The organism is Streptomyces sp. G5(2025) (assembly GCF_049542075.1).
GTDB lineage: Bacteria > Actinomycetota > Actinomycetes > Streptomycetales > Streptomycetaceae > Streptomyces.
In genome coordinates this window covers 39,508-58,912 of sequence record NZ_JBMUZT010000002.1, presented here as the reverse complement: position 1 = coordinate 58,912, position 19,405 = coordinate 39,508, and the positions used below count along the sequence as shown (strand labels likewise).

At 68.6% G+C, this 19,405-nt stretch carries 14 protein-coding genes and 5 pseudogenes; 9 read left to right on the top strand and 10 right to left on the bottom strand.

Translation table 11 applies throughout. From position 1 onward, the window contains the following. Window positions 1-24: 24 nt before the first annotated feature. Window positions 25-1,104, bottom strand: a complete 1,080-nt coding sequence (locus ACOBQB_RS00645; RefSeq protein ID WP_423587929.1) for a methyltransferase — start codon at window positions 1,102-1,104, stop codon at window positions 25-27. Between the two features lie 58 nt (window positions 1,105-1,162). Further along, on the bottom strand, window positions 1,163-2,239 hold the full coding sequence (locus ACOBQB_RS00640; protein WP_423587928.1) for a radical SAM protein: 1,077 nt from the start codon (window positions 2,237-2,239) through the stop codon (window positions 1,163-1,165). 316 nt (window positions 2,240-2,555) lie between these two features. Between ACOBQB_RS00640 and ACOBQB_RS00635 the strand changes: the two genes are divergently transcribed. The 3 genes from ACOBQB_RS00635 (at window position 2,556) to ACOBQB_RS00625 (ending at window position 6,046) form a co-directional block, all read left to right on the top strand. Continuing rightward, window positions 2,556-4,262 (top strand): carbamoyltransferase, encoded by a 1,707-nt coding sequence (locus ACOBQB_RS00635; RefSeq protein ID WP_423587927.1) that lies wholly within the window; start codon window positions 2,556-2,558, stop codon window positions 4,260-4,262. Continuing rightward, complete coding sequence (locus ACOBQB_RS00630) at window positions 4,259-5,458, top strand: DegT/DnrJ/EryC1/StrS family aminotransferase (protein WP_423587926.1); 1,200 nt, start codon at window positions 4,259-4,261, stop codon at window positions 5,456-5,458. The genes ACOBQB_RS00635 and ACOBQB_RS00630 overlap by 4 nt, the downstream gene beginning before the upstream one ends. A 99-nt stretch (window positions 5,459-5,557) precedes the next feature. Further along, window positions 5,558-6,046 carry a glutathione peroxidase gene (locus ACOBQB_RS00625; protein WP_423587925.1) on the top strand — a complete coding sequence of 163 codons (489 nt, stop codon included), beginning with the start codon at window positions 5,558-5,560 and terminating at the stop codon, window positions 6,044-6,046. Window positions 6,047-6,541: 495 nt separating this feature from the next. Here ACOBQB_RS00625 and ACOBQB_RS00620 read toward each other — a convergent pair whose 3' ends face one another. Then, a complete protein-coding gene (locus ACOBQB_RS00620) occupies window positions 6,542-7,585 on the bottom strand; it encodes an SGNH/GDSL hydrolase family protein (RefSeq protein ID WP_423587924.1) in 1,044 nt (347 codons plus the stop codon). Between the two features lie 211 nt (window positions 7,586-7,796). On the opposite strand from ACOBQB_RS00620, the pseudogene ACOBQB_RS00615 reads away from it, so the two are divergent. Further along, window positions 7,797-8,134: pseudogene (locus ACOBQB_RS00615) on the top strand (transposase family protein); the annotation flags it as partial. Between the two features lie 478 nt (window positions 8,135-8,612). Then, the gene (locus tag ACOBQB_RS00610; RefSeq protein WP_423587923.1) at window positions 8,613-8,735 is read left to right on the top strand and encodes a hypothetical protein; all 123 of its coding nucleotides are present in this window, start codon (window positions 8,613-8,615) and stop codon (window positions 8,733-8,735) included. A 341-nt stretch (window positions 8,736-9,076) separates the two neighbouring features. Here the strand turns inward: ACOBQB_RS00610 and ACOBQB_RS00605 are convergent, their stop codons facing one another. Continuing rightward, window positions 9,077-9,604 (bottom strand): sugar O-acetyltransferase, encoded by a 528-nt coding sequence (locus ACOBQB_RS00605; RefSeq protein WP_423590302.1) that lies wholly within the window; start codon window positions 9,602-9,604, stop codon window positions 9,077-9,079. A gap of 114 nt (window positions 9,605-9,718) precedes the next feature. Here ACOBQB_RS00605 and ACOBQB_RS00600 point away from each other — a divergent pair, with 114 nt between their 5' ends. After that, the gene (locus ACOBQB_RS00600) at window positions 9,719-10,648 is read left to right on the top strand and encodes a LysR family transcriptional regulator (RefSeq protein WP_423587922.1); all 930 of its coding nucleotides are present in this window, start codon (window positions 9,719-9,721) and stop codon (window positions 10,646-10,648) included. Between the two features lie 254 nt (window positions 10,649-10,902). Here ACOBQB_RS00600 and ACOBQB_RS00595 read toward each other — a convergent pair whose 3' ends face one another. The 4 genes and pseudogenes from ACOBQB_RS00595 to ACOBQB_RS00580 all read right to left on the bottom strand — a co-directional run. Continuing rightward, complete coding sequence (locus ACOBQB_RS00595) at window positions 10,903-11,889, bottom strand: KamA family radical SAM protein (protein WP_423587921.1); 987 nt, start codon at window positions 11,887-11,889, stop codon at window positions 10,903-10,905. 459 nt (window positions 11,890-12,348) lie between these two features. Next, window positions 12,349-12,651 carry a hypothetical protein gene (locus ACOBQB_RS00590; RefSeq protein ID WP_423587920.1) on the bottom strand — a complete coding sequence of 101 codons (303 nt, stop codon included), beginning with the start codon at window positions 12,649-12,651 and terminating at the stop codon, window positions 12,349-12,351. Window positions 12,652-12,686: 35 nt separating this feature from the next. Further along, window positions 12,687-13,103 (bottom strand): annotated as a pseudogene (locus ACOBQB_RS00585) (carboxylate-amine ligase); the annotation flags it as partial. A gap of 20 nt (window positions 13,104-13,123) precedes the next feature. Continuing rightward, a pseudogene (locus ACOBQB_RS00580) lies at window positions 13,124-13,572 on the bottom strand (serine/threonine-protein kinase); the annotation flags it as partial. A gap of 202 nt (window positions 13,573-13,774) precedes the next feature. On the opposite strand from ACOBQB_RS00580, the gene ACOBQB_RS00575 reads away from it, so the two are divergent. Beyond that, the gene (locus tag ACOBQB_RS00575; RefSeq protein WP_423587919.1) at window positions 13,775-14,893 is read left to right on the top strand and encodes an abortive infection protein; all 1,119 of its coding nucleotides are present in this window, start codon (window positions 13,775-13,777) and stop codon (window positions 14,891-14,893) included. A gap of 451 nt (window positions 14,894-15,344) precedes the next feature. Here the strand turns inward: ACOBQB_RS00575 and ACOBQB_RS00570 are convergent, their stop codons facing one another. Continuing rightward, window positions 15,345-15,677 carry a DUF6233 domain-containing protein gene (locus ACOBQB_RS00570; protein WP_423587918.1) on the bottom strand — a complete coding sequence of 111 codons (333 nt, stop codon included), beginning with the start codon at window positions 15,675-15,677 and terminating at the stop codon, window positions 15,345-15,347. A 270-nt stretch (window positions 15,678-15,947) separates the two neighbouring features. On the opposite strand from ACOBQB_RS00570, the pseudogene ACOBQB_RS00565 reads away from it, so the two are divergent. Both ACOBQB_RS00565 and ACOBQB_RS00560 read left to right on the top strand, forming a co-directional pair. Next, a pseudogene (locus tag ACOBQB_RS00565) lies at window positions 15,948-16,154 on the top strand (TIGR04222 domain-containing membrane protein); the annotation flags it as partial. Window positions 16,155-16,206: 52 nt separating this feature from the next. Further along, window positions 16,207-16,763: pseudogene (locus ACOBQB_RS00560) on the top strand (IS110 family transposase); the annotation flags it as partial. Between the two features lie 1,201 nt (window positions 16,764-17,964). On the opposite strand, the gene ACOBQB_RS00555 reads toward ACOBQB_RS00560, so the two are convergent. After that, window positions 17,965-19,224 carry an MFS transporter gene (locus tag ACOBQB_RS00555; protein ID WP_423587917.1) on the bottom strand — a complete coding sequence of 420 codons (1,260 nt, stop codon included), beginning with the start codon at window positions 19,222-19,224 and terminating at the stop codon, window positions 17,965-17,967. Between the last annotated feature and the right edge of the window lie 181 nt (window positions 19,225-19,405).

The window sequence follows — 19,405 nt, the reverse complement described above, 5'->3', positions numbered from 1 at the left end:
CCGGCTCCACCCCCGGGTGCCGGGTCACTGGAAGCGGCCCACCGCCAGGCCTTCGTCGTCGCGTCGCACCGAGAGGACGAATCCGTAGTAGTGGGTGGCACCGATCCGAGTGACGTACTCCCGGACCTCGTCGCCGAGTGGTCCGGTGAGTTGCTGCTCCTCGTCGCGGGGCGCGAAGGCCGGCCAGCGCGGGGGAGTGGAGGGCCGCAGCAGCAGCCGCCCGGAGACACCCAGCCGTCGCACCTCGGCCTCCAACTCCGGGACGAAGAACGGCCCGCGCTCGTCCCCGTAGGCCGCGGCCTGGAGCAGCGCCTCACCTTCTTGGGTGAGGAGCCCGGGGACCTGGCGCAGGAGTTCCCAGAAGAACTCTAGGCCGTCCAGCCCCGCCTCGCCGGCCAGCCAGCCGAGCGAGCCACGGCGCAGCGGGAGACAGGGCGGGTTGGAGACCACCAGGTCGAACCGGGAGTCCAGCGACAGGGACATGATGTCCCCCTCGACGGCGGTCAGCCGGTCCGCCAGCCCGTTGATATGGGCGTTGACCGTCGCGGCCGCCGTGCACTCCGGGTTGACGTCGACCGAAAGCACCTCGGCGCCGTTGCGGGCCGCCGACAGTCCGAGGATGCCGGTGCCGCATCCCAGGTCCAGTGCCGACCGGGCACCGCGGCGCGCCGCCACCAGCCGGGAGAGCGTCATCGAGTCGGTGCCGACCCAGGGCGCGTACGAGCCCGCGTCCCGTCCCGCCGCCCGCCAGGCGGCCAGCAGCGACATCCCGTCCCCGCGGACCAGGCAGTAGTCGGCCGACACCTTCCCGGACTCCTCGGAGAGCACCCGGGCGCGGAGCAGAAGGTCGAGCAGGGGTCCGGGGACCTCCGAGCGGACGTCCGACTCCGCCACCCGCTCCCCGAAGACGAACAGGGAGGACAGGACGGACTCGGCGGCCAGGGTGGTGGAGATCGCCGCCAGGGTCTCGGCGTTCCGCCACGGCGCCAGCTCACCGAGCCAGTCCCCGGCGAGCGTGAGCAGATCGTGCTGCGGGAGCGTGAGCAGCCTCTGCAGCCCGGCACCCGCGAAATCGTCGCCGGAAATCCCGTCCACGGAAATCATTTCGTCTCCTCAAGGCGTCGGTATGCTCTGGTCTTCTGGCATTCCGTCGCCCACGGGATCAACGGGGTGACGGATCCCCGGTCGGCTCGGAGACCGAGGTGAACGCCGATTTCAGCTCTCGTAGCCGTTCCAGAGCGCGGGGTCCGGCGTACGGGGCGCAGCGCGCGATTTCCTGCTCGGAGATGCCGCCGAACAGATAGAGGTTGACCACGTCGATCGGTCCGGTGCAGCTCTTGCAATACGGAAAACGCGGCCGGGGCTGCATGAACATATCGTAGTGCTGGTGTTTCCCGAACTGTTCGTGGATGAGTTCGGGATTCTCCTTTATGTTGCCCATGGGTTTGAGCCAGGCGTATGGGCAGCAGGAGACGTCTCCCTGTCCGAAGAGTTGCACCATGGTGGCCGTCGCGTAACACCGCAGGGTGCGGACTCCGGTGCGCAGTTGATTCCCGATGTGTTCCACGAAGGCCCGCGGGGGAAGCACCGCGGACAGTTCGTCGTAACGTTCGAGGAGTGGCGCGAAATGGTCGCCGAGGGGTGGTGCGTGGGTGGTCCTGGTCTCGCCGCGTACCGGGAAGAAGTAGAGCATCACGCCGCGCCCGTACCGTTCGAGCAGGAATTCGGCGAAGTCCGCCTGGCCCGTGGCGTTGAGGTCGCTGATCACCGACTGGATCTCGATGGGGATGCCCAGCTCCACCGCGTGGTCCAGGTGCCGCATGATGACGTCGAAGAGCTTGTGCTGCTTCGGCGGCAGCCGGTGGCCGTTCATCTCCAGCGTGTGGCCGTCGAGGGAGAGGCACAGCTGGACGTTGCCCAGCGCGGCGAGCGCCTCCAGCCGGTGCGGCGTCAGGAAGGCTCCGTTGGTGATGACCTGCACGACCTCGTACTTCTCACTGCACTCCGCGACGAACTCGGTGGAGCCTTTCAGCCAGAAGAACTCACCACCGCTCAAGCGCATGATGGGGCTGTCCACCTGGCGGTGATAGACGTCGAGGATCTCGTGCCAGTCCGCTCGCCGGTCGGTGGTCAGGCGCAGTCGGGCGTCCGGGACTGCCATGAGGAGGTTGAAGTCCTCGGTGAGGCAGTAGGAGCACCGCATCTGGCACAGTTGCTCCTCGATGACCATGTCGTTCATCAGGAGTTTTAGACGGTTCTGCCCATCGCGATGCGCGAACATCGCATCACGATAATGACTTTTCAGGGCCATGCCTTATCACCGCACCCAAGTCGTATTCGCGCATGACTCTTCCGTTGATCGACAATCCTAACTTCACCTGGAAGACAGGGTCAATAAGGGCTACCGGGGGCGCTGTCGGTCGGCTGGAACTCGACTTGATCCGGCCTGAGGATGGCTCATATCCGCCTGCTGACTGACCCGTTGCGACCGGGTAGCGTTATGCCCCACGTACTCGCCAAATCCGCAGACCTGCAACGGGAGTAAGGACGGCAGTATGCTCGCTCTGGGGCTCGGCGGTTCCAACCACGACTTCTCGGCCTGTCTCGTCGAGAACGGTGAGATCACCGTCGGTATTGAAGAAGAGCGGCTGACCCGCCGCAAATACGCGGTCAATGTGAATTCTCTGGTGAACCAGTGCTGGCGGTACTGCCTGACGACACACGGGGTCCGTCTCGCCGAGGTGGACGCGATCGTCGCGGACGACACCCTGCTGCCCAGCTGTTATTTTCCGTTCCGCAGCCGGACGACGCTCATCCGCCATCACATGGCGCACGCCGCCAGCGCCTTCCTGCCCTCGCCCTTCCCCGAGGCCGCGGTCCTCGTGGTCGACGGGGCCGGCAGCCTGTTCGAGGGCCAGGGCGTCGAGACCATGACCATGTCGGTCGGCAATGGCACGGAGATCACCGAGCTCTCCAAGGTGTACGGGACCAACTGGAGCACCGACGGCCTGCGGGAGGCCCGGGTCTACCAAGCCGGTGACAGCGACCACTCGCTGGGCTTCATGTACAAGGCGGTCAGCAGGGCCATCGGCTTCACCCTCTACGAGGAGGGCCCCTGGTACCTGACCGAGGACGGCAAGACCATGGGGCTGGCACCCTACGGGACCGACCGTTACCGGGCGGAGTTCCGGCGCCACCTCGACCTGCTGCCGGAGGGCCGGTTCGAGCTGCACCTGAAGGACGGCGGACTGCTGCACTTCGTCGAGCACGCCCTGGACGGACTTGAGGGGGACGAGCGCTTCGCGCGCGGCGCCGACCTCGCCTGGGCCGCCCAGGATTTGCTGGAGACCGCCGTCCTGCACGCCGCCGACTGGCTGCACCGGGAGACCGGCCTCACTCGCCTGTGCCTGGCCGGCGGCGTCATCCTCAACTCGGTCGCCAACGGCAAGATCCTGCGGAACACGCCGTTCACCGACGTCTTCGCCCAGCCCGCCGCGGGCGACAACGGCTGCGCGGTCGGCTGCGCCTACTACGGCTACCACGTCCTCGGCGAGCAGCCGCGGCCGCGTGGCGCGAAGGCCCCGCACACGGCCCCCCGGCCGCAGCGACACACCTACCTCGGCCGCCCGTACGGCACCGAGGAGATCCAGCGCGCGCTCGACGCCTCGGGCCTGCCCTACCGACGTGTGGACCGGCCGGCCCGGCTGGCCGCCGGCCTGCTGCCGCAGGGCGCGCTCATCGGCTGGTTCACCGGAGGCTCGGAGTTCGGACCGCGCGCCCTCGGCCACCGCAGCATCCTCGCCGACCCCCGCCGAGCGGAGATGAAGGACATCCTCAACAGCAAGGTCAAGCACCGCGAGGCGTTCCGTCCGTTCGCCCCCGCCGTTCTGGCCGACCGGGCCTTCGAGTACTTCGAGCTCGACATCGAGTCGCCGTACATGCTGATCGTCGCGCCGGTGCGGGACGACAAGCGCCGGGAGGTGCCGGCCATCACCCACGTGGACGGAACGGCGCGGGTCCAGACGCTGACGCCGGAGGCGAACGGAGCCTTCTACGAACTGGTGGAACGGTTCGGTGAGCTCACCTCCGTGCCCGTGGTGCTCAACACCTCCTTCAACGACCGCGGTGAGCCGATCGTGGAGACCCCGGAGCAGGCGCTGGCCTTCTTCGGGCCGAGCCAGCTCGACTATCTCTTCCTGGAGGACTTCGTGGTGGCGCACAGCGCGACGGACCTCGACACGGTGACGGAGGCGGGCGCGTGACGGGCGACCCGGGGATGCGGTACGAGACCTGGCGGGCCCTCGCGCTGTGGGGTGAGGAAGAGGAGGCCGCCGCCCTGGAGGTGATCCGGTCACGGTCGCTGTTCCGTTACTACGGGCCGGACCTGCGCCACCGGACCGACCTGTTCGAGGCCGCGTTCTCGGAGGTCGCGGGGGTGCCGCACACCGTCGCCGTGTCGTCGGGCACCGCCGCGCTCACCGCCGCGATGATCGGTCTCGGGATCCCGGCCGGGGCCGAGGTGATCGTGCCCGCCGTGACCTTCATCGGCAGCGTGGGCGCCGTCGTCGCCGCCCGCGGCGTCCCCGTCTTCGCCGAGGTCGACGACTCGCTGACCCTGGACCCCGCGCTGCTGGAAGAGCGGATCACCGAGCGGACCTGGGGTGTCATGCCGGTGCACCTCAACAACGTCGCCGCCGACATGGAGCCGATCCTTGAGGTCGCGCGGCGGCACGGACTGCGGGTGATCGAGGACGCGGCCCAGGCCGCCGGCGTCCGTTACGGGGGGCGGCCCGTCGGCAGCCTCGGCGACGCGGGGGCGTTCAGCTTCCAGCTCGACAAGAACATCACCGCCGGCGAGGGCGGCGCGGTCACCACGACCGATGCCGACGTGTACGACCGGGTGGCCCGGTACCAGGACCAGGGCGGCCAGTTCACCACCTCCAAGGGCGCGACGCGCGGAAGCGGCGACAGCCCGCCGTTCGTCGGCGTCAACCTGCGCATGACCGAGCTGACCGCGGCCGTCCTGTCCGCGCAGCTTCCCCGGCTGGCCCCCATGTGCCGGCGCCTGCGGGACGTGGCACGCCATGTGCGCGGCGAGACCACCGATCTGCCGGTCCGCTGGCGGAGGCTGCCGGACGAGGAGGGATCGGGCGGCGATCTCACGCTGTTCCTCGACTCCCGTCTCCAGGCGCGTGCCTTCGTCGCCGACCTGAACGCCGCCGGCGTCCCGGCACACACCATGTACCAGGGGCAGCCGGTCACGGCCAACCGCGCCGTACGGGAGGGGCGGACACCCTGGGGCGTGGAGTGGGAGCGCCCCCCGCGCTACCGGATCAGCGAGGGACTCCTCGGCCGCTCCGTCACCATCGGTCTGGGCGCCGCCATGACCGACGAGGACGTCGACGCCGTCGTCACCGCCTTCCGCAAGAGCTACCAGGACGTCACCGGGCCCGGCTGAACGATCCCGTCCGACCGACCCGTCATACCGATGTGACCGACCGATGTGACCGAACGATCCGAACGACCGTCACCGACACAAGCGGAGCGACGCACCGACATGTCCCTGTACGACATACCCGTCCGCACACTCGCCGGGGAGCCCGGTGACCTGAGCCCCTACCGGGGCAAGGTCCTTCTCGTGGTGAACGTGGCCTCGCAGTGCGGGCGCACACCGCAGTACGCGGCGCTCGAAGAGCTGCACCGGCGCTACGGACCCCGCGGGTTCGCCGTCCTGGGCTTCCCCTGCAACCAGTTCGGGCAGCAGGAACCGGGCAGCCCCGAGGAGATCCAGGAGTTCTGCTCGACCACGTACGGCGTCACTTTCCCCCTCTTCGAGAAGGTGGACGTGAACGGCGCGCGACGGCACCCGGTCTACGAGATCCTCACCGCCGCCCACGACGAACGCGGGGTGGCCGGGGACGTCGAGTGGAACTTCGAGAAGTTCATCGTCTCGCCCGACGGTGCGGTGGCCCATCGCATCGGGTCACGCGTCAAGCCGGACGCCCCCGACGTCATCGCCCGGATCGAAGCACTGCTGCCGTCCTGATCACCGCCCCGCGTCGGGCCGCGCCACGGGGAGCACAGGGCCCTCCGTCGTACGCCGGGGCCCTTCGTGCAGTGTGGCGCCGGGATCTCGCAGGACTCTCGCAACTGGCCGTGCAGGAGAGTTACCGGGCGTTCGGCCATGGCCGGGGCAGTGCCGACGGCTGGTCCGCAGCGTTAGCCGAAACCGGCCCGGCTGCCGGTTGATGCGCTGGCTGCGGGGTTTGTCGGGCGTGCCGCCACGTTCCTCGACCAGGTCGGCACAGTTCGAACAGGCGGTTTGCCGCGACGGACTTCCCCGCCGCTGACCAGGCTGGCCACCCACGGATGACACCTCGCCATGGCTATACGAGAACGGGCCGATTCCTCACGCGGAGTACCGGCCCGCCTGACCGCGTACCCATGGCTGTTACGGACTCAGCGTGACCCGTAGACGCCCCGACGCCGGAGCCGTCGGCCGGGAGGCCGGGCTCCGGCGTCAGGGTTCGGACGGGGTGGGTCAGTGTTGGCGGAGGGCGATGCGGACCGCTCGCTCCACCCGGACCGCGGTGTTGGCGTGTCCCGCGGTGTTGGGGTGGATCATTGTGGCGTGCTTCTCGATGGGAGCGCAGTCCACCGACGTGCCGGGGAACGTGGTGGGCCAGTAGTCCGCGGCGTCGCCGCAGATTCCTTCCATCCACTTGGTGCCCTCGGGCTGACAGACATCGTGGCCCTGGCTGGAGGAGTAGACGTCGACGTAGCGGTCGCCGTAGGACAACGAGGCCCGCTTGATCGTTTTGTTCAGCGGCTTGAGGACGTCGTCACGGAGCCAGTCGATGTCGGCGTGGGTGGTCGCGCCGAGTTCGGTGAGGGACCCGCGGTCGCAGTCACTTGCCTTGGCCGGCATGATGGCCGGGTAGCCGACGTTGATCACCTTGGCGTTGGGCGCGGCCTTGTGTACCTCGGCCAGCATCTCGATGTACTCGTCCTGGACCCGGGCGAGCCTCTCCCGGATGCTCTCCACTCCCTCGGGGGGGTCGGTGAAGTACTCGCGGCAGGACTTGCCGTTCGTGCCCTGGTCGAGGCACTTGGGGAAGATGTCGCCGAAGGGCAGGCTGTTGCCACCGATGGCGATGGTGACGACGTCGGTCTGGTCGTCGAGCCCGGCCCGCTTGATCTGCGTGTCCACCGCGGGCCAGCCGCCGGGAGGGGTCTCGACCGGGCTGATCGGCGTCTGCTTGACCTTGGCGATGTTCGCGATGACGGCGCTGCTGCAGCCGACGTTGGTCAGACGGACGGACTTGCCCGGCGGGGACTCGGCGAGTTCCCGTTCGACCACGCTGGGGTAGGAGTCGCTGGTCCGGGCGCAGCCGTCCTGCGACGGATCCCCCAGTGGGGGCTGCGGGTCGCCGACGAAGACACCGGCGGTGAACGAGTCGCCGAGCGCGGCCCACTCGTACTGGTCGCTCGCCCCGGCGGAGCCGGAGGGTAAGAGCGTGGCCGCGGCGAGCGCGAGCCCGACAGCCAGGGCTCGCGTGCGCGGGCGGGTGACAGGGTGTCGCATAGATCCTCCAGGATCAGCGGAAGACGTCCGGACGACCGGAACGCGACGTCCGGAGCGGAACGCACCTCATCCAAAATCATCCCCGCCGTCGCCCCGCCCTGTCCGGCGAAACGGTCCGCCATCATCCAATGGGACTACTTGTTCGGATCTTTCACGTCGGCTCCCGGAACAGCCTGCTATTCTCGCGCGCGCGAGAGAAGAAGAAGGCGAGAGAAGAAGAAGGCGTGGGCGGTGGCAACGTCGCTGCCGGTCTCCTGCATTCGGCAAGAAGAAGCAGAACACCATGAACGCCCCCTTCATCCCCGAGCACCAGGGCCGCACCTTATGGGTCGATGTCCTATGGCCCGGGCGGATGCATGATGTGACTGCCGCACACAACGAAGGTGTCGGGATCTGCTTCCAGCACTTTCCTGACGTCGAGGTCCTTCCTCGAAGCACATCACCGTCGAACACGCCCTCGCCGACCACAAACGCTGGAAGCAACTGATGCGCTGGACACACCGACGCGAGAGCCTGCCCACCACCTACCGAGCTGTCGCCAGTCTCGTCCGGGGGTCGCCCCGCCATGATGAGCGTACAGACGAGGGTGGGGTGTGCGGCGGCGGGGAGCATGGCCGTGTGGCCGCCGAGGGACTGGCCGACGAGCACAGCATCGACAGCGTCCACGTCCTGCCGGATTTCTTCCACCAAAAACCACGATGCCGTCCTGTCGGCTACGACCGGCCCTACCGCCGGCATGGAAGGCGAAGGCGTGGAAGCGGCAGGTCGGGGTAGTGGCTGAAGGATGATCAGGGAAGGGCCGCGACAACCTGGGGAGGTCGACGCGGCCCCTTCCTCCTTACTTGCCCGATACGGCGCGCCCGCGCCGCAAGGCGGATACCAGCTCCTGCGCACAGACCGCGGCGGGGTAAACATGACGCGAACCGGCACGATCCGCCCGCCCGCTGACCAGCGTCAAGAGGTCTGCACGCTCAACTCTGCCCGGCCCGCGACGCCCACCGTTCCGCAACACGCGCGCGTGCACTCGGTGTCACCGCGACACCGACCGCGACCCCAGGGCACGCCCCAGCTGTTCGAGGACTGGGAGACCGAGACCATGCACGCCCACGACTGGCCCCGCGGCCTCGGCGAGAACCCCGGCATGCGGTAGGTAGACCACCGCCCGAAGCCAAGACCGCTCAACCTCGAAACGGTCCGCCAGAGCAAGAGTTCCATCGGCGCCCGAGCGGCGGTGGCGGGCCCACACAGCCTCCCAGGATGCGAACCTGGCTGGGAGGCCTCGCCCGGGTATACCGGAGCGGTGCTGGTGGACGATCGCCTCCACCATGCGGAGGTGGTCGCCCACGGCCTGCCACGACGACCGGTTCGGGAGGGCAGCAGAGGTCGGATGCGGTCCCACTGCCGGTCGGTCAGCCGGGCGTGCGGGCGTGACGAGGTGTCAGGATCAGACGGCAGAGGTGCTGCGCACCCGGGCCGGCGGACCGGCCGGGCTCAGTCGATCGTCTTGATCACCCGGGCGGGTACTCCCGCGACCACGGTGCCGGCAGGAACATCTCGAGTGACCACCGCACCGGCAGCGACCACCGCACCGGCACCGATGGTCACCCCTTGAGTGATCACGGCAGCCGTCCCGATCCAGACGTCGTCCTCGATGACGATCGGGGCGAAGGAAAGGAACTCGCGGCGCTCAGCCAGGGGCAGTGGATGGCCTCCGGTGATGAGGCTGACCTTCGGGGCGATCATGACGCCGTCCCCGATACGGATGCCTCCCTTGTCCATGAAGGTGCATCCCTGGTTGACGAAGACGTTCTCCCCGAACGTCGTGTTCAGCCCGTACTCGGTGAAGAACGGCGGGTAGATCATCACCGACTTCGGCAGCGGGCCACCGAACACAACAGAAAGTAGTTTTGCGCGGCCTTCGCTGTCGCTGAACGGAAGCACGTTCAGTCGAGACGTCGCATCGGTGACCTCCACGATCCGCTCCGCATGACGCGCGAACTCAGGCGTATGGACAAACATGACCTGCTCTGTGCGGGTAGACATGTGCTGATCCCACCACCGCGCAGAGCTCTCGTTCAAACAACCGTGCCCCGCACCAGCCACAACCAATGGGTGTAGAAGTAGGGTGCGGGCGTGGATGTTGAAGCACTGCGGACGTTTGTGGCCGTCGCCGAGACCGGGCAGTTCCAGGCTGCGGCCGACGAACTGGGAATCAGCCAGCAGGCGGCCTCCAAGCGGATCGCGGCTCTGGAGAGGCACATCGAGGTCACACTCCTGGTACGGACCTCCCGAGGCTCCCGGCTGAGCCTGGACGGGCAGGTCTTCCTGCCGCACGTCAAGAAGGTCCTGGCGGCCATCGAGCAGGCCGAGCAGGCCGTGCGTCCCGGAAGCCGTCCCTTGCGCGTCGATGTCCTCAATCGGCGCATCTCCCCGGCCCAGGCCGTCTACCGGTTTTACCGCTCCCACCCCGAGACGGACCTGGACGCGGTCACGCTGGGCACGGAGAACGCCGCCCAGGCCGCGCAGGCGGTGCTCGAAGGGACCGTCGACGCGTCATTCCGCGCCCTGCCGGCAGATGAGGTTCCGGCCGGAATCAGCACCGAACGTCTCCTGGACGCACCTCTGGAGCTCCTGGTCGGACCTGGCCACCCGCTGGGTGACGCGCCCTGGGTCAGGCCTGCGGACCTGGCCGGTCACCGCATCTGGGTCCCCGGGATCAGGCCGGGCACGGAGTGGGCGGCGTTCTACCGGGCGCTGACCGAGGCCTTCGGCCTGAGCATCGACGCGCTCGGCCCCAACTTCGGTGACGAGGCCCTGATGGACGCGCTGGCCGACTCGGCCTCACTGTCCACCCTCGTCGGTAGCGGAGACCGGTACATGTGGCCTCAGACCCACGACCTACGGCGCATCCCGTTGCACGACCCGACCCCGGTCTACCCGCACGTGCTGGTGTTCCGCAGCGGAGACCAGCACCCCGTGCTGACCGCGCTGCGCGACCATCTGCGCACCGCACGCCCGCGAACCCCGCACGACCTGTGGGCACCGGACTGGGTCGTCCGCTGACCAGACGCAGGGCCCAGGCCGTAGTCGGTGCAGTGCTGGTCGTCCCACCACTCGGCGCCGGCGAGATGGTCCGCCGGTGACCGGACCGTACGCGGTGGCTTCGCCACCCCTGACCAGGTGTTCGACCAGCGGGGCGAACACCGGCAGACGGGATTCGCCGAAGCCCAGGTGCACGACGGGTGCGCCGGTGGCACGGCGGCGGGCGACCAGCTCGTCAAGGGCCAGGTTGGGAGAGGTGCGCCATGCGGTCATCGTCAGGGCACCTTCCCCTCCGGGCACGGGCGGCGGATATGGGTGGCGAGGGCGGCGGCGATGTCCGCTGGGGTGTCCGGGGCCGGGGTGAGTTCGTCGAGCCAGGTGGCGCGGGTGTCGTAGGGTGCGCGGAACGGGCGGCCGACCAGGGACGGGTCTCGGGCTTGGAGCATCCGCAGTTGGAAGTGCCGGCCCTGGGCGCACTCCTGGACACCATCGACGACGACCTTGCCGGGGGTGGTGGACATGACCGGGCCGCGGACCGTTCGGGCGAGACCGGGCAGCGTGCGGTAGGCGGAGCGGAAGATCTCGGCGGCCTTGGCCAGGGTGACCGCGAAGTACGCGTGAGGGCCGGTGTCGCGCTCGACGAACATGTAGTAGGGGACCGCGCCGGCCGCGAGTTCGGCCCGCCAGAGCTGGGCCCATACGCGGGCGTCGTCGTTGACGTGCCCGATCAGGGGAGCCTGGCAGTAGACGAGGGCGCCGGTGGAGCGGATGCGGGTCAGCGCCTGGCGGGCGAGATCCGTGCCGAGTTCACGGGGATGGCTGAAGTGCGCCATCACGGCGAGATCGCGCCCCGACGAGATGACGTGTTCGAACAGGCGTAGTACGTCGTCGGCGTCCCGGTCGGTGACGAAGCGTTGGCCAGTAGGCGACGGACTTCGTGCCGATGCGAATGGTCCGTACGCTCTCCACGTCCAGTATGGGATCGAGGTGGCCACACAGGCGCTTCGCTCCGTGGACATCACCATCGGGTCGCCGCCGGTGACCAGGACATCCTCGACCTCCGGGTGCGCGGCGAGGTACGCCACCAGCCCACTGGGGTCGGTCGTGGCGAAGCGCAGGTCGGCGTCGCCGATGAACTGAGCCCACCGGAAGCGGTAGGCGCAGTACGCGTGGCAGGTCTGGCCCTGGCCCGGGAAGTAGAGCACCGTCTCGCGGTACTTGTGTTGCAGCCCGGGGATCTCGGCGTCGCCCAGGTGAGGCACGTTGAGCTGCTTCTGCCCGGAGGGATGCGGGTTGAGGCCGTCGCGGATCCGCTGGACGACGGCGTTGGCTCGGCCCTGTCGCGGGGCTCGGCCATCAAGCGGGCCACCCGGCGCTGGTCCTGGGGGTCGAGCATGCCGCGCTGGGGGAAGACCAGGCGGAAGATCGGGTCGTCGGGGATGTCGTCCCAGTCGATGAGGTGGGACAGCACGTACTCGCTGACCCGGAAGGGCAGCACCTGGGAGGTGACGCGGAACGAGTCGCGCAGGTCGTCGGACAGGCCGTACCGATCCGCGATCTCGTCGAGCTGACGCAGCCCCTGGGCCCGGTGGCGGGCGGTGTCCATCAACGTGGTGAGCGTCTTGGGCATGGCGAACTCCTCGGACGGCTGGTGGGCGCGAGGTCCAGGGGCGGCGGGGCGTGGCGAGGAAGCGGCTGGGGCGCCGGCGTTGCCGATCGAGTCAGGCGTGCTGGCGCTCGGTGGTGTCCGCGAGGTGGCGCACCCCGTCGGTGAAGGGATGCCGCCGCTCGTACACCCGGCGTTGACGGCGTGCGCCACAGCCGTCGCGGCGCAACACGGCGGCGGTGTCGGCGACATGGCGAAGGTCGCCGGCGGCCTGGAGGCCGACGTGCAGCTGGTCGAGCAGGGCGTCGACGAGGGACATCGCGGGCACAAGCTCGGCGGTGTACGGGTGGACGGCGTGCCCTTCGAGCCCGTCGTGGGCGGCCCGCCAGCGGGCCAGGGAGAGAATCTCGTCGCGCACGTCGGGGCGTGAGGTTCCTCGCGGACGGCACGCAGTCCGTCGGCGACGAGGGCACGGATGCGGACGGCCTGGAGAACGGCCTCGTCGACACTTGTGGACACGTCAGGCGCCCTGACCTCGAAGGTGGGCCAGCGTGAGGACGGGCGAGCATCCCAGTAGACCATCTTGGCATCCATGATCGCGCCCGAGGAGACCAGGGAGTCCAGGGTGCGCCGGTAGTGCGCCGGCGAGTCCAGACGGGGCGGGACGCCGGCGGCGGGCCACATCGTGCCGTGGGCCGAGCGCCAACCGGCGTGGCCGGTGTCGCGTCCTTGGCGGAAGGGGGAGTTCGCGCTCAGCGCGATCAGAGTGGGCAGCCATGGACGGACGTGGTCCGCGACCCGGAGCGCGCTGGCGACGTCGAGCGAGCCGACGTGGACGTGACAGCCGCAGTAGACCAGAGTCTGGGTGAGCGCGGCGTAGCGGGTTCGCTGTTCAGCAGCACATTCCCCGGCTTGACGTCCCGGTGCAGCACCCCGGCCCGGTGCGCGGCGTCGAACGCGTCCATCAACTCGGCACCGATCGCAGCGACCTCGTGCGACTCCAGCGTGCCGCGCTCCGTCACACGTCGTCGAGCGAGGGCCCAACGACGAGTTCCATGAGATGACCGGCATGCCCTGCTCCTCGGTCACATCAGGCACGGTGACCACGCCCTGTGCGCGTACGGGCAGCGGCCTGCGCCTCCCGCTGCATCCGCGTCCGCGGATCGGCCAGTTCGGCCGCGGAGGCGTCGGGGTAGGCCGGCAAGACCTTGACGGCGACCTCTCGGTTGAGCAGAACGTCCACCGCCCGGGCCACCACGCCCATGCCGCCGCGCCCGACCATCGCGGTCACCCGGTAACACCCTCCGAGTATTTGGCCTATCAGCTCTCCACCGTTCATTTCCCTCGCCGACACCGCACGCTCCGCACCACAACTGGCCATTCATAACGGCCGCCGCTGACTGGTCGTCGATCCCCGACCTGCGGGACCGGAGCAGACGCCCGCGCTCGCGCCAAAGGTCGAGCGGTGCAGCGACTTTGGTCGATGGGCGCGAGCCCTTCGGGTAATGCGCGGCCGAGCGCATTCCATGCAGGCTCACGACATGACATCAGCACCGATCGCCCGCCGGACCATGCTCGCGGGCACCGCGGCCCTGGCCGCCACGGCCACTGTCTTCGCCGCCGACAACGCGGCTGCCCGTACGACGTCCACCGATCCGGCGGCGTCGCCCCCGGCTCCTGGACCGCTCACCTACAAGGGCGTCAACTTCGACACGGACCGCGAGGTCTGGCGGACGGAGTACGTCCGCCAGGAGATCGCCGCCATCAAGAAGCAACTGCACTGCAACGCGGTCCTGCTCCTCGGCCACGACCTCGACCGGCTGACGGAGGCTGCGTCGATCGCGGCCGCACACGGCCTGTTCGTCTGGTTCGAGCCGCGGCAGTTCGACAAGGACGCGGAGCAGACCCTCACCTTCCTCGGCTCGGTGGCGCGCGCCGCCGAGCGGCTGCGCGCCCGGCACCCCGGCGTGGGCATGGCACTCGGCACCGAACTGACCATCTTCATGTCCGGCCTGGTGCCGGGCAAGGACTACATCGAGCGCGGCCAGGCGCTGGGGCGCCCTGAGTCGGCCGGCTACCAGGAGCGGCTGAACGCCTTTCTGGACAGGGCACTGAAAACCGTACGACTGCTGTTCAAGGGGCCGGTCACCTACTGCTCCGGGAGCTGGGAGGAGGTCGACTGGCGCCGCTTCGACGTCGTCGGAGCCAATCTCTACCGGAACGCGGACAACAGGGCCACCTACACCAAGCAGCTACGCGCCCTGCACCGGCACGGCAAGCCCGTCGTCATCACCGAGTTCGGCTGCTGCACCTTCACGGGAGCCAAGCAACACGGTGGGGATGGCTTCAACGTCGCGGACTGGGAGCACAAACCCCCGGTGGTCAAGGACGGCTACCTGCGCGACGAACACGAACAGGCCGACGAGGTCGGTGAACTCCTGGACCTCTACGCGGCCGAGCGCGTGCACGGCGCGTTCGTCTACAACTTCATCGCCCCCGACTCGCCCTACTCCCCACAGCGCCGCCACGACCTGGACATCGCCAGCTTCGCGCTGGCCAAGACCTTCCCCACCGGGACCCGGCGCGGCTACGCGGAAACCGGGCAGTGGGAACCCAAGCGCTCCTTCCACTCAGTGGCCCGCCGGTTCCAGGCCTCATAGCGCTCGCCCAACAGGTGCACGACGAAGAGGCCTTCTCCCTTCAGCCGCAGGGCGCGCGGTATCGATGACGCCGGTGTCTTGAGGTCGCTTACGAGCTTCTGGGCCACTGGAGTCCTACGGTCTGCAGAAGGGGGGCTACGAATGTCGAGTCGACTTCAAGGGTTCGTAGACCATCGGCCTCCACATTCTTGGGCTCCGATGCGGAAGTCGGACGGCCCCGCATTGCACAACGGGCCGAGGCAGGCTGGCCACGGTCGTGAGACTGAGCAGCTTGGCCACGGCGTGAGACACCCCGAGAAGCGCCAGGTCATGGGCGCGCGTTCGGCCTCCGGCGGGGCGACGCTACAACGACCGGCCTAGGAAGTTCCGCCGCCGCTGCCATGCCCGGCCGCGCCGCGGTTGTTTCCGTGCCACCGCATCTTGGCCCGCAGGTGCAGGTGAGCCGGGTTCCTCAGTCCAATACGCCGAACTCGGTGTCGGACCGGCAGTGGATGCAAGCGGCGACGCCCTCGTGCAGGGCCTGGTGCGCTTGGGCCGGGCCGGCACTGCGGCTGCGGGTCCCGGCCATGCGACATCCGCCGACATGCACGCACACCTGAGGCTTCCCCTGGCCGATGCCCAGCTCGATCAGCCAGTCCGGGGCCGGAGGCCGGGCCTGCTGCCCGCGGATCCGTTCCGCCTCTCGCCGTTCCTCATCCGCGATCCACCTGCGGGTGCGTGCCGGGTCCCGCTCCTGGATCCGTTCCCGGAAGCGGAGCACATCGATACGGCGAATGTCGGGCATCGCGCGAGCCGGTAGTCCCTCCAGCTGCCGCTGTCCGCGCGCACAAGTGCGGCGGCCTGCTTCAGGCGGCGCAGTTGGTAGTGGACAGAGGAGCGGGGGAGTAGTTGTTGTGCACCATGCCGCCAGTAGAGCACGTGTTTGAATTTCTGAGCCGGTTGCCACCGGGCCTGTAGCCGGTTGTCCTGTGCCACGCAAAATTGAGCGCGTGCCATCAGACTTTGAGGGATAGGGAAGGCTGCACTGCCAGGTGACACGTGACTGGGGGCTGGTATGCGGTGGGTGTTCCGGTGGATCGTCAGGGGCTCGGGCGAGACGAGACCCCTGGACGTGTATGACGTCGCGTTCCTGGCGGGCGGGGTCCATCATGTGGTGGACAGCGCGGTCACCGCGCTGCACCAGCGGGGGCTGCTCGTGGTGCACAACGCACAGGTCCATTCCGTGGAGGGGAAGCAACCTCTGCATCCGGTCGAGCGCGCGATGGTCGACTTCTGCAGGCACCCGACAAACATCGACATCGTACGAGCCGTCCGCCCTGGACCTCACCGACACCGGCCCTCTCACCCCGCTGACCCGCTACCAGACGCCGGCTGCTCTGCGTCGCCTCGGCGCCAAGCCTGGAAACCTGGCTCCGCAACCGCAGGGTTCGCAACGCCGACCAGCTCGCCGCGACGGCCGTCCGGGCCGCCGAACGCCAGCACACCAGCCTCCCAGGCGAGAACCTGACCGCCCAGATGGTGCACACGCTGGCGAAGGAAGTGATGGCTCTCAACCAGCAGGTCGCCGAGCTCGACAAGCTCATCGAGGCCCGGTTTCGCGAGCACCACCACTTCGACGTCAATCACGAGCATGCTCGGCGTCGGCATCATCCTCGGCACCGAGTTCCTGGCCGCCTTTTACACCTCGGCGCTGTTCAGCATCCGAAGCTGCGAGGACTTCCGACGGTTTTACGACCGCAAGCGAGCCGAGGGCAAGCGCCACACCCAGGCGTCCTCGCCCCGGCCCGTCGTCGCGTCAACGTCCTCTGGACCCTTGCTACGTGACGGACGGCCCTATGAGCCCCTGCCGCCGGCGGCGCTTGCAGCGTGACGCCTCAGTCCTGCCGCCGATCTGCCGGGTCAGCGGTAACACGGTCGACTGACAGGCAGGCTTGCGGGAGTATCCGCTTGCTGGCATCCCACGGTGAGGAGCCCGTTGATCACTCAAGGAGTAAAGGTCCCGGCGCAGTGCGACGCCTGCGGTGGCGTGCTGATACGCGACGTCGGCCAGTACATCGACCAGGGGCAGTTGTGGTGGGGCACCGATGGTGCCTGCACTACCTGCCCCAACGGGTGGTGCGAGCAGGACACAGGCGGAGCGACTCCGGAAGAGATCAGGAATGCCCTGCTGGCAGAGCATGGGCCCGTACGGCTTCGCCTCGCGGACGACGAGTCGAGCCTCGTCCCCGTCCTGCGAGTCCTGCGCGAGATGCTCCGCCTGTCCTTGGGCCAGGCACGGGTGATGGCCAGTGCGCTCCAAGAGACCGGTCTGGTTGGCACGCTGGTCGAGATGGAGTTCATTGCCGACTGGCTGCAACGCCGGTCGGTCGCTACAAAGATCGAGAGGTGCGAGCCATCGGCCGACTGCCCCCCACGCACCCAACCAGAACGTCTTGACAAACGGCATGAGGAATCGATGTCACCAGGACATCAGCGACAGTTGGCCACATGTGTCCTGGGCTGTCGAAGCTGATGCGACTTTTCGCACGAGATGACTCCTGATCGATCCAGCTGTCGCCGCGTGTCGCCATCCCGACGGGCCACGCTTGCTGCTTCGAGCTCACCCCGGCACGCCGGATGAATCCGGTTGCGATGGGCCCAGTGGGCCCGGTGAGGTACCTCCATGGGCGGTGCCACGGAGCAGGAGCAACGGGCGAGGGCAGGAAGAGGCCGCGCGATCATGGGGCCACCAGCTGCATGGCGGAGGCTGGCTGTGCTCTTGGCCCTGATGCTGGCCGCTTTCACCTTCATTACGGCAGAGAACCTCCCGGTCGGTCTCCTCCCGCAGACGGCCTCGCCGACGTTGTTCTGCACGGCGAGCGAGTCGCGTATCCCAATAAGCGGTCGAGTCGTCGCGGGGCTCCAGGCGCCCACGTTCTTTGAGCCATCCAATGGCGACAAGTTCACAGCCATACGCAGGCCTTGAACCCGCTGATCATACGAAGGGCCAGCTCAGACCCATGCCTGGAAGGCAGGACAACTTGACGCTTGCACATCCTGACGAACTCTGCGCCCGACCGCGGCGGGCGGGATCAGTCCATCTTGTGCCGGCTCGCTGTGGCCCGGGCCGGATGTGGCACTGATTCCTCGGCCGACGACAACTCCCGGCGCCGGAAAGCACCTGCGGCCAAGGTCAGCGGGCCGATCAACAACACGAGCGCCGCGACAGCGCTGAGCGCGACCGGCAGGCTGGTCAGCTCGGCGACCCCGCCCACCATCGGAGGGCCGAGCAAGAACCCGCTGTAGGCGATGGTTGTGGCAAACGCCACCTCGCGCTCACCACCGCCCCCATCGGCCCGTCGCCCGGCCGAACCGCTCAACTCCATGACCACAGGGGAGGCGTACGCCAAACCCACACCAGCGACAGCGAAGCCGACGAAGGTGAGCGCCGGTGACGGCGCGATAACCGCGGTGACCAGCCCGAGCCCGCCGATCGCCGCACCGCCGATGAGCATCCGCGGTGCGCCCCAACGACGCTGGATCGCCTCACCGCACAAGCGGGTGGATGCCATGGTGATCGAGAAGCACGAGTAGATCAGGGCGCCGGTGGCCTCGCTGAGACCACGTTCCTGCACACCGAACAGCGCCGACCAGTCCGCGGTCGCTCCTTCGGCTATCGAGGCACACAGTGCTACGCCGCCAAGCAGCCACAGCGCAGGTCGCCTGAACGGCGCCCGCCCGGCGCGCCCGCCCTCTGTGGGCACCCTCAGTCGTTCCTCGACGGGAATCCAGCGGGCGATGCCGACGGTGACGCCGCCGCAGATCACCGCGACGATGATGAAGTGACGGCTGGGTGCCAGCCCTTGTCCGGCTGCGACCGCAGCGCTGACCGAACCGGCCAGCGTGCCGAAACTGAAGGCCGCGTGGAACAGCGGCATGATCGCCCGACCGGTCCGCCGAGTCGCGGTCACGCCGGACACGTTCATTGCCACGTCCATCCCGCCGACCATGGCGCCGAGTGCGACCAACAGCAGGCCGAGCGTCGCGGGCGATCTCGCCAGCCCCAGCGCCGGAAGCAACGCGGAACCGGCAACGCCGGACACCGTCATCACGACGCGCGCGCCGAAGGCCGCGCACAGCCGACCGGCGACAATCGAAGCGACGATCATACCTACGCTGGCACCGAGCAGGGACAGCCCCAGGGCCCCCTCCTGCGCACCGATCTGTGCGGCCAGCGCCGGTACCCGAGGGGCCCACGAGCCAAGCAGCGCGCCGTTGAGCACGAATGCGCCGAGTATCGCGATGATTTCCGGGTCCCTGCCGCTGGCTCGGTCCGGATGGGTAGCGGTCATTGTCAGCTCCGTCCCGGCCGGGTGTGGGCGAGCCACGGTCGCCCCGGCGCCGTGGCACACCTGCGGAGACCCGCGTGGATCCTACATATGGGGCCGAGCGTAGGTTCGCCTGAGCTCCCGTCGGCTGTGGTGGCGGGTTCACGCCAACAGATGGCAGGTTAACGCCCTGCAGGTGCGCGGC

Excerpts from the sequence above, each read along its gene's own strand:
- ACOBQB_RS00635 (WP_423587927.1), top strand. The coding sequence starts at position 2,556 with ATGCTCGCTCTGGGGCTCGGCGGTTCCAACCACGACTTCTCGGCCTGT.
- ACOBQB_RS00620 (WP_423587924.1), bottom strand. The coding sequence starts at position 7,585 with ATGCGACACCCTGTCACCCGCCCGCGCACGCGAGCCCTGGCTGTCGGG.
- ACOBQB_RS00555 (WP_423587917.1), bottom strand. The coding sequence starts at position 19,224 with ATGACCGCTACCCATCCGGACCGAGCCAGCGGCAGGGACCCGGAAATC.
- ACOBQB_RS00625 (WP_423587925.1), top strand. The coding sequence starts at position 5,558 with ATGTCCCTGTACGACATACCCGTCCGCACACTCGCCGGGGAGCCCGGT.
- ACOBQB_RS00575 (WP_423587919.1), top strand. The coding sequence starts at position 13,775 with ATGACATCAGCACCGATCGCCCGCCGGACCATGCTCGCGGGCACCGCG.
- ACOBQB_RS00645 (WP_423587929.1), bottom strand. The coding sequence starts at position 1,104 with ATGATTTCCGTGGACGGGATTTCCGGCGACGATTTCGCGGGTGCCGGG.
- ACOBQB_RS00605 (WP_423590302.1), bottom strand. The coding sequence starts at position 9,604 with ATGTTTGTCCATACGCCTGAGTTCGCGCGTCATGCGGAGCGGATCGTG.
- ACOBQB_RS00570 (WP_423587918.1), bottom strand. The coding sequence starts at position 15,677 with ATGCCCGACATTCGCCGTATCGATGTGCTCCGCTTCCGGGAACGGATC.
- ACOBQB_RS00640 (WP_423587928.1), bottom strand. The coding sequence starts at position 2,239 with ATGAACGACATGGTCATCGAGGAGCAACTGTGCCAGATGCGGTGCTCC.